The organism is Flavobacterium sp. P21, from assembly GCF_050632225.1.
Taxonomy (GTDB): Bacteria; Bacteroidota; Bacteroidia; order Flavobacteriales; family Flavobacteriaceae; genus Flavobacterium.
Genome location: NZ_CP192585.1, coordinates 4,561,432 through 4,575,007, shown reverse-complemented (window position 1 = coordinate 4,575,007; position 13,576 = coordinate 4,561,432). Strand labels below are relative to the sequence as shown.

Sequence of the window (13,576 nt, the reverse complement as noted above, 5' to 3'; positions counted from 1 at the left end):
TAGTATCTTAGCGTCTTTTTTTAAAAGCTATATGCCGCTCCAAAAATCAACCTTCCTGGTTCATCAGGAGATTGGAAATAGGAAATTCTTGCCGTTACAAGATTAATCGCGTTTAGCCATAAGCCACCACCATAATCTTGGTGCCATTTTCTTGAGCTTTCGCCATCGAGCCAGATTCTTCCATAGTCAAATCCGCCAAGAATTCCGTATGTTAATGGAGCAACAGTTTTGTGAATTTTTCCAAGAGTAAAACGTAGATCAGAGCTTTGTGAGAAATAGGAATTTCCTAAAAAGCGCTCGTTTCTATAACCGCGCAAGTCTGTGTCGCCACCTAAACTGGCACCATGGTAAAAATCAAAATTGTTGTTTAAGATTGCTTTTCCTTTAAGAAATGTAGCCAAAACTAATTTTCCGTTATGATCAATTTTATGCGTAAAACCTAAAATACTTTCCAGCGTTGGGAAATTCTGTTTGGTGTCGTTCAAATTTGTAGCCCACATTCCTGAAAGCATAAAATAGATTCCAAGGGTTGGCTTTGCTACAAAATCAGAATTTTTGAAAACATATTTTGCCTTTAAAGCACCATAAGTTTGGCTGTCAAAAACATTTGGATTTATAATTCCTGGAATATCGATAAAACGATTTTCAGTTTCTTCAACTGTTAATCTTTGAAGAATTGGCTGTATGCTGAATTCGCTTCCAAAACGACCAACATGTCGCGCCGCACCTGCAACAGTAAATTTTCGAATTCTGACTCTGTTGTAATCCATTCCAAATTCGTCATCATTATTTACAGTTTCGTTTCCGTAACCAAAATAATTCATTGCAAAATTTGGTGTAGTTAGTTGTGAGTCAACGTCAATAACCCATTTTCCTAATAGTCCTGGAAAATGCGCAACATATGTCAACTCAAATCCTCCAGTTGCAAAATAATAGAAACCGTTTAAAATATGTTTTTGAGTATAAGGATTCTGTTTGAAATTGTTTACAGTATAATTCAAATTAAAACCAATTTTTACACCGTCATCAGGATTATAGCCAATGTTTGGCAGACCAGCAATAACATTGTATTTAGGCTTTTCGTAATTGTATAAATTCACATCATAATCGTCTGTTAGTTGTGTTTTGGCTTTAGTCCCGAGGCCTCGGGATAAGTTATATGTGTTTTCTTTTGATTTGAAATCATAAACAATCACTTTTCGACCGTTTTCAATATTATAAGTATCGTTGTTTTGGCCACCAATCAAACGAATTTTAATATTTGATTTATGATTTCCTTTTACTTCAAAAACATCATTATCATCAAGTCCATAAATCCATAAATTGACAGTTTTGTCATCGGTTACTGTTTTGGTATAAACCAGATCATCGCCTTCTTTTTTAACGCGATAAACTTGAATTTCGATGCTTTTTTTGGCGTTATGATTGATTACGAACTTGTCTTTTTTATCTGTTCCAGCAATCATTACGGTACGGCTCAACACATCAAAATATTCTGCGAGCATATTTTTGAAGATCTCTTTTTCTGTGTTTTAATTTCTGCTTGATTTCATCGACAGTTTCGTCTTGCACTTCTTTTGGCATATTTTTAAAAGCAGTGTCAATATCAGCATCAGATAAATTCTCTTGGATATATTTAGCTTGTTCAATCCAATCTTTTTCTTCGGCTGTTCTTAAAAATGCCAAATCAAGAGGATAAGGTTCTCTTCCTAGCCATTTTACATTAATTCTGTCACCCTTAAAAGTACGCATATGACGTAGCGGAGGCATGTTCATTATAAGCGAAAGCAAAGCACCATCATATTTCACAAATGCTTGATCGCGGTCGCGCGGAATTGGTTTGTAAATAACTTTTCCGTCTTGTTTATATTCGCCCCAGCGCCATTGATCGCTGTGTCTGTCCCAATCGCCAATCAAAATGTCAAACAAACGCGCTTTGATATATTCTTTTTCATCAACAGAATATTTTTCATCTTTATGAAGATTCAGCATCATATCATCAGTACTGATAATGTCTGAAGGATTTCCAAAACTCTTTGCATCCAAATGATTGTCTGCTGGGCGTTCTTCAACCATATATAGTTGATCTCCATAACCAGCGTTAAACTCTTTTAAGCCATTTTGTTTCGGAACGTAATATAAAATTGGGTTTGTATGCGCAAGCCCAATTTGGTCAGACATACTTCCTGTTACAAATGAAGCATAGGGATGAGAGGTCGTGTAAAAATCATATAAAAAGTTTTCTGTATATGTTTTTTCAAAATCGTTTACGATATATTGATCTTTAAAAGCGACAGATTGCAAAAATACCGTTGCGCTTTTTTTCATGGCACGCATGATATATTCACGGCCTTTTGGATCAGACATTCTTAAAGAAACCGATTGGTGACCACCGCCTTCGCGAATAGGTTTCAAACCGCCCATCAAGGTGTCAACAGTTGCAACTCTCGCTTCAATTGGCATGCTGTAGTATTTTCTGTAATGTTGCCCGAATAAAAATCTGTGAAACATACTTTTATCGGTCATGTCTTTCGTGTAAATCAAAGTCGTAATTTTTGAAGGGAAATTGTTTGGAATATCAGATCCCCAATTAATTTCTTTGGCTTTTATGATTTCACGTTCAAAAAGCAGTTTTTCTTTGTTGTTTTCATTTCCAAAATAAGAAACTTTTGCGTCGCCACTTTTGTATAAAGTCAGTGTTGCATAACCATTTCCTCCATACGAAAAATCATTTTCGCTGATTGCTCTTGCGGCTTCAGATTTTGAGCCTGCACCACTGATAATTTGCTGAATGTTTTCCTTGCTGATATATTGCAGATTATGATCATGGCCAGAAACGACAATGACATTTTTCTGCTTTTGCAAAAGTGTTTTAATTCGTTTTGCATAGATAGTATATTGTTTGTTTTGAATGTCTTGCGGATTTGCGCCAGAGGTTTTTCTCAACAAATTAATGAAAGAACCTATAACTGGAAGCGGAATTTTGTTTTCCAAAGGAAATAATTGTTTTTCGATCGAAAATTGTCCGCCGTGTGTTCCGTTGCTTAATAAAGGATGGTGGATTGCAATGATGACTGTTTTTTCTTGATTTTTATTTAAGATGCTTTCCAGCGCGTCAAAAAAATCTTCTCTGGTTTTGATTTCGCAATTGTCATTTATTGTCGGATGATTGTTCCAGTCTTCAAGGAACCATTCGCTGTCAATTGTAACTAACGTTGCAGTACTGTCAATTTTTACATCTTCAATAGGACACGCTTTTCTAGGCAGGAATGCTTTTTTGTCATTTAGATATTTCGTTACAAAATCGGCTTGACGTTCTAGGCCTTTGATACCGCTATACCAGTCGTGATTTCCGGGAATAAAAATGGTTTTTCCTTTAAAACCTTCGGCTAATTTTAATTGATTGGTCAGTTTTGTTTCAGCTAAAGCCTTGTCTTCGGCATTTTTATCTGCAGGAAAACCTTTCGGATAGATATTGTCTCCAAGAAATAAAAGGGTTGATTTTTTGCTGGATTTCTTCAGTTTTTGATGCAAAAGCTCCAGTGTTTGCTGAGCTTGCGCTTCATCGGCATTTCCCGCATCTCCTACTAAATAAAAGGTATGCGCAATTTTTATGGTATCGGTTGCGTTTTCCGTTTCGTTGGCGCTTACATTTTTTCCGTATTGCGCTTGGCGAGTTGCACAAGAATAGAAAAGAACTATAGCGGTTATTGCCAAAGAATAGTTTTTAATCTTGGCAATAAAATGATTATCCAAAAACAATTTCATATTTTAGTGGTATTAAAATATTCTCTTATGAATCTAATAGAACAGTCCGAAGATTTCGTTAGTAATTTACTCAAAGATAAACTTTCTAATTTATATTCTTATCATAATTTTAACCATACTTTGACAGTAGTTACTGCGGTAAAAGAGTTATGCAAGAAAGAAGATGTGGATGATGATGATAAAAAGGCACTTTTAGTCGCCGCATGGTTTCATGATACAGGATATATCGAGGGTTATGAGAATCATGAAGACAAAAGTGTAAAAATCGCTACAGCTTTTTTGAAAGAAAAAGGACAATCAGATGAATTTATAGTAAAAGTTTCAAGTTTGATCTTGGCAACGACCAAGGAATATGTGCCGAAAACACATTTAGAAAAAATCATAAAAGATGCTGATTACGCGCATTTAATGGGTACAGAATATGTTACAACTTGCGAATTGCTTCGTTTAGAATTAAAAAATACTGGGATTGTGACGTTTTCAAATTCAGAATGGACAAAAGAGAATTTAAATTTCCTATTGAATAAACATCGTTTTTATACCGATTATGCGTTAAGAAAATGGCAACCTTTGAAAGAAAAAAACCTCATTTTGATTCAGAAGAAAATAAACAAACAGGAATTGAAAGCGGCTTCGGCAATTGAAGATGAAAATAAAAAGAAAGAAAAAGCCGAAAAAGCTGATAAACCAGAACGCGGCATTGACACTTTATTTCGCGTGACTCTTGGAAATCATACTCGTTTAAGCGGCATTGCCGACAGTAAAGCGAATATTTTATTGTCTGTAAATGCCATTATTATTTCGATTGCACTTTCATCTATTATTCCAAAATTAGACAGCCCGAAAAATGCGCATTTGGTTATTCCAACATTTATAATGCTTATTTCGAGTGTTGTGACAATCATTTTTGCCATTCTTTCAACGCGACCAAAAGTGACTTCAGGATTTTTTACGCGTGACGATGTTGAAGCTAAAAAAGTGAACTTGATGTTTTTTGGGAATTTTTATAAAATGCCTTTTGAAGAATATGATTGGGCAATGAATGAAATGATGAAAGACCGAGATTATTTGTATTCTACAATGATCAAAGATTTGTATTACTTAGGATTGGTTTTACAGAGAAAGTATAATTTACTGCGAATTGCTTACAATCTTTTTATGATTGGAATTATTATAACAGTGATTTCGTTTGTAATTGCTTTTAGATCGATTTAATTTTTAGAAAATAACCTTATTACCGAATAAGCTTTGTCAAAGTTACAAACTTTGACAAAGCTTTACTTGAAAAAAAGCTCAACTGTTTAGTTGAGCTCATCTAATAAATCTTGGTATGTAATTTTTTTTGTTGCTGAATTGGTCGTGTTATTGATCACTTTTACGCGAATGGCTCTCAATCCCGAAACACCTTGAAGATCTTCTACTTCAAACTGCTCAATTGCAGGTTCAAGTATTTTTTTGTGTTGCAAATACTTGATGTATTTTAAGTATTCTGTTTCTTCATTGTTTTGAGAATAAACAATTGTGATTTTCTCTTTCTCGGTAATTCGTTCGTTTGTTCCTTTAATATGCGATTTGTCGATTCGTTTTTTAACGACCTCATATCTTGCATTGTAAGTTCCGTCAACATCAAAACGTTTTTCATCCATTCTAAAACGGATAGAAAGTGGTGCGCTAAAAACTAATATTAAAGACGTAACATCTAATTCATATGGAAGTGATTCCTTAAGCTGATGATGTTCTAATTCCATTTCGCATAAAGTCTGCAATTGCCATAATCTTAAATTATGCAAATACATGATGTCGAAAGGCTTAGTAGGCGAAATTGATGCGCCAATATATAAATTATGTTCTACTCCGTCAGTTTTAAAACGCTCATAATAATGCGGATAAATTTGTTGCGCATCTAATTGTTTTTTATCTAAAACCGAAGCCAATTTTTTGTTGATGATAGACATTGCGTTATCAAACTTCTTTCTTTCCTGATAAAACAAGCCTGTTTTTTCATCCAGACTTTCAAAATACAAAGCTTCTAATTCTTCATTTTTGGCGTTGCCTTTTGTGTTTTTTAATATCGGATGAATTTCTTCTTCAATATAACGCTGAATATGTTGCTCGGTATCTGCTTTTAGCGGAAAATCCAATTCGCTTCGAAGTGATTCCAGTTCAAATTTTCTTTGTTCCAAAAGCACCAAATTAGAATTCGGTTTTTGATTATCAAAAATTTCCAAAAGAGCAGTCAATTGATTTTTCAAGTCAATTTTTACGGTTTCGTTTCGATGTTCTGAAGAACCTTTGATATCGATTTGTCCGTAAAGCGGATATACATTTTTAAACACAATTTCTTTAAAAATATAATCTTTTGTATGATTGATATTCTGAAAATAATTCTGAGATTCTTTTCTGAATTTCCAATAAACGCTAGGGTGAATCGTAGTATATTCACGTTGAATAATCGCTTCAATTTGATGTTGCATATCGGTATTGTAGCGATCAATCGTATCCGTTAAATACGGAAGAATCAACTCCAGTTTTGTCGCATTGACACTATTTAAGTCTCTAGGATGCTCAGAAACCAATTCTACAACTCCCAATAATTGTTCGTCTTTCATGACTGGGGCAAAAACACAGCTTTTAATACCTTGTTTTAGTAAATGCTCGCCGAGTCTTTTATTTGGAGATTCCTCAATGAATTTTTCAACATTGGAAATCACAAAAGGTTCTTTATTGTGCAAAAGATTTTCAAATGAACAGCCAAAAAAAGCATTTTTACAATCGACTTCTTCATCTGTATTCAAAAGAAAACTTTGCATCTGATTGTCAAATTTAATTGGCCTGATGAATTTTTCTTCTTCTGGATTGTAAATAATGAAACCAACTTTTAAACTCGGAATTTTAAATATCGATCTAAAAATATCTTCAATAATGTCAGTTGAAGTAACACGAGTTGAATCAGGTTTTAATAAATTGCTTTTTAGATTTGAAATGGCACTTTCTGTAGTGGCGTCAAATAAAGAAACAATTCCAAAACCTTTTAAAACCCAACTTCTAGGCGGAAATTTAGATTTCCATAATTCGATATCATTATAATTGTCAATTAATTCGTCAATATCGTTTTGTGTTAATTCTACTGCTCTTTCCGTTGGCATGATTTCCATAAAATCAGCATTGTAAAGAATCCTGTAATGCCTTTCTATTCCTCTTTCGTCTGGAATATCGTAGAAAAAAGGTCGGTTGAAATCAATTTGCTGATTGTAATAATAGCTCAAAATCAAACAGCAGTTGTTGATGTAAAATTGGTGATCATCAAAATCACGAATTTCCATGTAGAATTCATCTCCAGCATTGCGCAGAATTTTTTTGAAGCGTTCTGTGTAATTGAATGAAATATTTTGAAAAGGAATAGTGATTGCCTTTATTTCGTTTTGTGTCAATGCAGTAGGAAATAAATCGGCAACTATATTTTTTATTAAACCTTCGTTGTTTTTGATGATATTATAGTCATGAATTCCAGTTCTGAATTCCGGAAAAGCTTCAACTTCTTTTAAAATTGCTTTGGCGTAATTAGATCTATAATCAACATTAGATAAAGCAATTTCCTCAAAAGATTCAATTAACTTATGAAATGAGATTATGGTTTCGAATGGACTTTCATGTGGTAAAAGACGTTCCATCTATTTTTGTTTTAGGAATACAAAATTAAGCAAATATTAAGAATTGCCGACATTTTATAATTTCTTTCGTTTATGGTTTGATAGTTATTTCCTTTATAAATAAAGGGTTGGAATTAAATGGCTTTAAATTTAACAAAAAATTAACAACGATAATAACGGAACGATCGTTCCGTTATTATATCTTTGTACCATAATAATTGAATAATCAATAACTTAAAAAACAAATAAAATGAAAAATTTAGAAAACAAAGTTGCCATAGTAACAGGTGGAAACAGTGGAATTGGATATGCAGCAGCGACTGAATTAGTGTCAAAAGGCGCAAAAGTAATTGTAACAGGAAGAAATGAAGAAGCTCTTGTTAAAGCAGAAAAAGAATTAAATGTTACCGGATTTGTTGCAGATCAATCTGATTTGAAATCGATCGACAATTTAGTTGAAGAAGTAAAAGCAAAATTTGGAAAAATTGATATCGTATTTTTGAATGCAGGTATTGCTTCATTTGCTCCAGTTGAATTAGCTCCAGAAGATCATTATGATTCTATTATGAATGTAAATACAAAAGGAGTTTATTTTACAGTGCAAAAATTATTGCCAATTTTAAACGACGGTGGTTCTATTATTTTTAATACTTCAGTAAATGCTCATTTAGGAATGCCAAATTCAAGTGTTTATGCGGCAAGTAAAGCGACAGTTCTATCTTTTAATAAAGTATTTGCCGTAGAATTGGCTTCAAGAAAAATCAGAGTAAATGCTGTATCTCCTGGTCCAGTTGAAACTCCTTTATATGGAAAATTAGGTTTGCAGAAAGAAGAAGTTGAAGGTTTTGGAACTGTTCTTGGTGAAAAGATATTATTGAAACGTTTTGCTCAATCTGCTGAAATTGCAAAAACAGTAGCTTTTTTAGCTTCAGATGATTCATCATTCATTACTGGAACTGAAATTGTAGTTGACGGTGGACTTACTGTTAATGCTGTTGTATAATTTTTTTGACTAATTCAGGAACGATTGTTCCGTATTTTTGATATCTTTGCAAATGAATTTAATTTTGAAGCGATGGCTAGAACAAAAGAATTTAACGAAGATCAGGCTTTAGATAAAGCAATTGAGATTTTTTGGCACAAAGGTTACAACGGAACTTCGGCTCAGGATTTGGTGAATCATTTAGGATTAAGCCGTTCGAGTTTGTATGATACTTTTGGAGATAAGCAAAAACTTTTTGTAAAATCATTAAAAAGATATCAGCGACAAAATCATGACATTCTTAAAGAGTTTTTAGGAAATGTCGCAAATATAAAAACGGCTTTTACTGAAATCTTTAAACAAGCAGTTGTCGAAAGTCTGCAAGACCGAATCACAAAAGGCTGTTTTATGGTAAATTCATCAGTCGAATTGGCGATGCACGATCCTGAAATTGCAAAAATTGTTCACGATAATCAGAAAACGGTCGAAGATATTTTTTGCCAAGCGATCAAAAAAGGGCAAGATTTAGGGCAAATTTCTGATAAGCAAGAAGCGCGATCATTAGCTCGTTTTATCTTTAATAATTATTCGGGAATTCGAGTTTTGGCGAGAGCAGGCGAGAGAGACAAGCAAGTTTATGATGATATTTTAAAATCAATTTTCGCTTTGTTTTAGAAAGTCGGATGCAATAAAAAACGGCAGTTACATTTGTAACTGCCGTTTTTTATATGGATCAAAAATTATTTTAATTGTATGGTAACGTTTTCTAGGACTGACATAACGTTTCCTTCTGTGTGTTTGTTGCGCATCTTTATAAAATATTTGTCGGTTTCGTATTGAATACCGGTAGAGTCTTTCAATTCTTTGATAACATGTTCTTTTGGTATTTTAAAATCACCTAATACAAAATCTCGATCATGTACATAAAGCAACAGTTTGCTTGATGGATGAACAAAAACAAGTTCTTTTTTAAGGTTATTGATGAATCCGAATCCACCAATTTCACTTTCTTGTGGTTTCCATCCGCCACTAATTTGTTTCAGAGATTTTTCTAAATTGGTCGCATCTTTTACAGTAATAAATTTTTCTAAATCCTTGAATTCTAAACTTCTGTTAGATATGTTTTTAAAATTTTTGATGCTTTCGTCATCAACCAAAACCCTGAAAATTTGTGGATTTTGCGGTAAATAAATAATTTCTACCTCTAATCCAACACCCACTTTTCGATACGCTTCTGATGAAATATCGGTTACAACTTTATTTACTTTATTATCAGCAGAGGTAAAAGTAAGTGAAAGCGTATATTCGGTATGAGAACCACTACGAGACGATTCGGTTGTTTCAGAAAAACCGCTGTCAATAGTGGCAGTTCCAAAAACACCTTCCTTTTTGATTTTTTCTCCAAACGACCACTAAAATTACTATTGATGATAATTGATCCGAAAAGAAATGTAGCAATAGGCACTATATACATCAATGGATTGCCTGCATTTGGATTTTCTGAATTAAAATAGGATAATTCAGAAAGGGAATTAATCCCGGCGATGCCAAGAAAAATAAAAAATGCAACTAATAGAGAAGTTACAATTCCGATTGCCCATCCACTCGCGTTGTACTGAGTTTCAGGAATTAAATAAAAACAAAGAAAAACTGTAATTACTGCGAATAAATACCATTTTAGGTTGCTAAAGTTCATGATTTTGGGGTTTAAGTTTTTTCGATTGAATTCATGGTGCCTGTTCCACTGATTAGGTAGGTGTATTCGATATTATTCGAGTCCAGGATTTTTATTTCGGCACTGTATCTATTGTTTCCGTAGAAAGAGAATTTGCTGTTTTCAGTATTTTCCAGAATGAATTTAGTTGGTTTTGATGCTGTTCCGGCACTTATTTCCATGGGTAATTTTGCATTCCATAGTATCGAATTTGAGATGTTCTTAATAGATAAAATTTTAAAAGCACTGCTACTGTTCGTTAATTCGATTTGAATTATTTTATAATCAATATAGGTTTGCGTGATGTTGATTTTTGGTTCAAATTTCTTTTCGATTGAAGTTATCGCATACATTTTTTTGAACCCAACAAATCTTGACCTTTATAACTATAATCTTTTGAAGTTTCATAATCGAGATTCAATGCTTTTTTTAAGAGCGCTTTTGAGATAGAAATCGTGTCTAAGTTGCCTTTGTTGTCATTATAACATTCTTCTAATTCTAATTGCGATGAATTAAGAAAGAACCCCGGAATGAGACTAAACATAATTTTATCATGATAGATTTTTTCAACCTTCAGGTACATTATCGCATCCGAAGAGTTGTCTTTTGTATCTTGAAGTGTATAGAATTGATTTGTGGTAGGATCATCAATGTCTTTAGTTAATTTCACGACATTTTGCGAAAAATTTTCAATATTCTGTTTTTCATAATTATGTTCCTTAATTTTTTCATTTAGGTAATAAGCAAAAAATCCAAAACAGACTAATAGCGGAATGGAATAAGTGTACCAAGGACTACGTACCTTGATATTTCGCCTTTTTATTTCGCGAATATATTCTACCGGAAGTTCGTATAATTCTCCATCTTTTCTTATTCCCCAAATTTTTCCAGTTCCGAAAAAAGGAATCCAGTAAATGTGAAAATATTTTTGGCGAATTTCAATTGTATAGCCAATATTGTTGCTGAGGCCAATTTCGTGAGGATAAATATCTTTGATTTTAAAATTTCGAGTGCCGAAAAATATTCTCATATTGAGGCTGTAGGTTTAAGTAGGTGATTTTGGGTTAAATATTGTTGTTGGCGAATATATAAAAACTTGTTAAATAACCTACAATTTTATAATCAATAGTTTTGAAAAATCTTAGTGCAATAAAAAACGGCAGTTACATTTGTAACTGCCGTTTTCTGTTTTAGTAAGTAAGTAATAGAAAATGAAAACCCTTAGTTTTTCTCTTCTTTGTTGAAGTAAACTAAGTAGTAATACATTTGTTTTTCTTCATCCCAGCCTTTTTCAACAAATTTTTCTGCGCTTTCTGGATTAATAAAATCCATTTTAATTTGAATATGAGTATCCAAATTAATTACGTTTTTAATCGATTTTCTAGCGTCAGAAACTGCTGCGTTGGCAATAGGGAATGAGGTAACATCTTCGATGCTGTATTTTTCTCCTTTATCAACTTTATAGTTTTTAAATTCAGGAATCAAATCAGGATTGTCTAGTACTTCATTCAAGAAATTCTGCTCTTCAAACTGATCATTTTTAGCGAAATAATTCACAGATCGGTTCATAAACATTACTTCCTCTTTCTTGTCTTCTGCTGGCAAAACAACGTCTTTTGCGAAGTTTTGACAGAATTTTAAATATTTTTTTGTGATGAAATTTTCATCTTCAAAAGCATCAACAGATAAAAAGTGCTCTAACCAGTAACGCGCATCGTAACGGTTGCTATCTACAGTTAAGATTTTGTATCCTTCTTCTTTTTTATAGTTGAAAATCAAACATCCTTTGTCTAATTTGCTCAAGTTGATTCCTTGTTGTAGAATCATTTCAAGGTTACTTCCGTTTTCTTCAAACTGTAAAAAGTCTGCTTGTAATTCGCTTTTGAAAATTCCAATTGCATCAACAACATTATTATCAATGCTTAAGTTGGTCAAATAAGTTACATAAACTTCTCCGTTTTTAATATGCGGATGATTTGACTGCTCAAATAAATGTTTTGTGATGTTTTTAGAAACCTCATGAACATTTGACGGATTAGCAAAAATCTCAGTTGCATATTTAAACATGTCGTTGTAATCCAAGTCCACTTCGTGCGCAAACTGATAATAGTTTTCTTCTTTTTCTCTAAAGGGCTTAAAAAGAATTCTTTTATCAAAGGAACAATTTCATCATTAAGATTAAATGGTTGCTCTGATAAAAAAATAGCTTCGTTACGGCTCTTGTTTCCTACGCGGTGTATCGAAAGCGTGTCGATGTGGGTGTTGAAAAGATTTATCATGTGTGTAAAGGTTCTGAGGTTCTGAGAAGCTAAGGTACTAAGGTTTAGTTTCGTTCTTTTATTTTTTTAATAAAAGAAACTAACATTCTTTCAACTTCGCGACTGTCCTCATATAAGTTGTTAAAATCGTCTTCTTTTAAGTAAGATATATTTTTTGCAATTTCTAGCTGAGTCTGCATTTCGAATAATGATCCTATAGAAATGTTTAAAAAGCGTAAAAGTTCTTTATCACTTTCTCTGCCAAATCCTTCTGCAATATTACTCGGAATAGAAATCGAACTACGTCTAATTTGTGAAGTTAATCCGAAGACTTCTTCTTTGGGAAATTTGTTTGTTAAGGAATAAATTTTGGTAATCAAGGTCATAGATTTCTGCCAAACCAATAAAGTTTTAAAATTGCTCATGCTTAATATTTTTAATTCGAAGAATTAAAAATAGGAAAAAACTTTCAAAAATAAAAACCTTAGAACCTTAGCGTCTCAGAACCTTAGAACCTTAAATTAATTCCAATTCTCCTCAAATCCATAATCTTCGAAGCTGTCATCGCCTTCGAACATGTCAAGATCGTCTTCGTCTAGGTCATCTTCAAATTCTCCGTAGATATCATCGTGCATGTCATCAGCTTCAAAGTTTTTTTCGATAGCGTCTGCTGGCATTTCACCGTGAGAATATAAAGTTTCTGGGTACGTTGCTCCAACAGCTTCATCTTCGATAGCGACCAATTCGACTAAGAAAGTCCACATGCTGATGAAGTCATAAACGTAGATAATCTTAGTATTCTGTTTGTCTAAAATACTAGATAATGGATAATCGTTCATGGTTCTTATTTCGCCAGGAACATCTCCTGTATCAAAAAGCGGAATTTCATCTTCTTGGTTCCAAGTATCATCACAAGTATAAAATGAAGCTACTTCTGAACCGTCAAAGCCAAAAGAATTGAAGATTGCATTGTGTAAATCCTCAAGTGTATCATCTTCAAGAATTGCAATGTCTCTGAAAATATCTTCTTCGGCGTCTAGAATAACTCTAAATTTATAAACCATAATCTTTGTTTTTATTGAGAGGTCAAAGGTAAAATATAAAAAACGAAATACGAATTTTGAATTACGATTTGTTGAAAAGATTTTAAAATATTAATTGTCAGGTAGTTTGTCAGGCTGAGCGAAGTCGAAGCCCGTACCGA

The 13,576-nt window shown here is 33.1% G+C and carries 12 protein-coding genes and 1 pseudogene; 3 read left to right on the top strand and 10 right to left on the bottom strand.

The window, feature by feature from the left end; genetic code table 11:
• Positions 1–20: 20 nt before the first annotated feature.
• A complete protein-coding gene (locus ACQ9BO_RS22925; RefSeq protein ID WP_431242622.1) occupies positions 21–1,505 on the bottom strand; it encodes a hypothetical protein in 1,485 nt (494 codons plus the stop codon).
• The gene (locus tag ACQ9BO_RS22920) at positions 1,486–3,768 is read right to left on the bottom strand and encodes a metallophosphoesterase (protein WP_431242621.1); all 2,283 of its coding nucleotides are present in this window, start codon (positions 3,766–3,768) and stop codon (positions 1,486–1,488) included. The genes ACQ9BO_RS22925 and ACQ9BO_RS22920 overlap by 20 nt, the downstream gene beginning before the upstream one ends.
• Before the next feature lie 27 nt (positions 3,769–3,795).
• Between ACQ9BO_RS22920 and ACQ9BO_RS22915 the strand changes: the two genes are divergently transcribed.
• Positions 3,796–4,983, top strand: a complete 1,188-nt coding sequence (locus ACQ9BO_RS22915) for a Pycsar system effector family protein (RefSeq protein WP_431242620.1) — start codon at positions 3,796–3,798, stop codon at positions 4,981–4,983.
• Between the two features lie 86 nt (positions 4,984–5,069).
• Here ACQ9BO_RS22915 and ACQ9BO_RS22910 read toward each other — a convergent pair whose 3' ends face one another.
• Positions 5,070–7,439, bottom strand: a complete 2,370-nt coding sequence (locus tag ACQ9BO_RS22910; RefSeq protein WP_431242619.1) for a GAF domain-containing protein — start codon at positions 7,437–7,439, stop codon at positions 5,070–5,072.
• A gap of 229 nt (positions 7,440–7,668) precedes the next feature.
• On the opposite strand from ACQ9BO_RS22910, the gene ACQ9BO_RS22905 reads away from it, so the two are divergent.
• Positions 7,669–8,421: an SDR family oxidoreductase gene (locus ACQ9BO_RS22905; protein WP_431242618.1), complete on the top strand. Its 753-nt coding sequence runs from the start codon at positions 7,669–7,671 to the stop codon at positions 8,419–8,421.
• Between the two features lie 72 nt (positions 8,422–8,493).
• Entirely contained in the window at positions 8,494–9,075 is a 582-nt protein-coding gene (locus ACQ9BO_RS22900; RefSeq protein WP_431242617.1) for a TetR/AcrR family transcriptional regulator, read from the top strand.
• 65 nt (positions 9,076–9,140) lie between these two features.
• Here the strand turns inward: ACQ9BO_RS22900 and ACQ9BO_RS22895 are convergent, their stop codons facing one another.
• From ACQ9BO_RS22895 to ACQ9BO_RS22865, 7 genes and pseudogenes are all read right to left on the bottom strand, one after another.
• On the bottom strand, positions 9,141–9,620 hold the full coding sequence (locus ACQ9BO_RS22895; RefSeq protein ID WP_431242616.1) for a hypothetical protein: 480 nt from the start codon (positions 9,618–9,620) through the stop codon (positions 9,141–9,143).
• Between the two features lie 41 nt (positions 9,621–9,661).
• Positions 9,662–10,096: a hypothetical protein gene (locus ACQ9BO_RS22890; protein ID WP_431242615.1), complete on the bottom strand. Its 435-nt coding sequence runs from the start codon at positions 10,094–10,096 to the stop codon at positions 9,662–9,664.
• 11 nt (positions 10,097–10,107) lie between these two features.
• On the bottom strand, positions 10,108–10,467 hold the full coding sequence (locus tag ACQ9BO_RS22885; protein ID WP_431242614.1) for a hypothetical protein: 360 nt from the start codon (positions 10,465–10,467) through the stop codon (positions 10,108–10,110).
• Complete coding sequence (locus tag ACQ9BO_RS22880) at positions 10,455–11,144, bottom strand: hypothetical protein (protein WP_431242613.1); 690 nt, start codon at positions 11,142–11,144, stop codon at positions 10,455–10,457. Before ACQ9BO_RS22880 ends, ACQ9BO_RS22885 begins: the two co-directional genes overlap by 13 nt.
• A 191-nt stretch (positions 11,145–11,335) precedes the next feature.
• Positions 11,336–12,393, bottom strand: a pseudogene (locus ACQ9BO_RS22875) (nucleoid-associated protein).
• A 44-nt stretch (positions 12,394–12,437) separates the two neighbouring features.
• Complete coding sequence (locus ACQ9BO_RS22870; RefSeq protein WP_431242612.1) at positions 12,438–12,797, bottom strand: four helix bundle protein; 360 nt, start codon at positions 12,795–12,797, stop codon at positions 12,438–12,440.
• A 96-nt stretch (positions 12,798–12,893) separates the two neighbouring features.
• Positions 12,894–13,436, bottom strand: coding sequence for an IS1096 element passenger TnpR family protein (locus ACQ9BO_RS22865; RefSeq protein ID WP_431242611.1), 543 nt, complete (start codon positions 13,434–13,436; stop codon positions 12,894–12,896).
• Positions 13,437–13,576 lie beyond the last annotated feature (140 nt).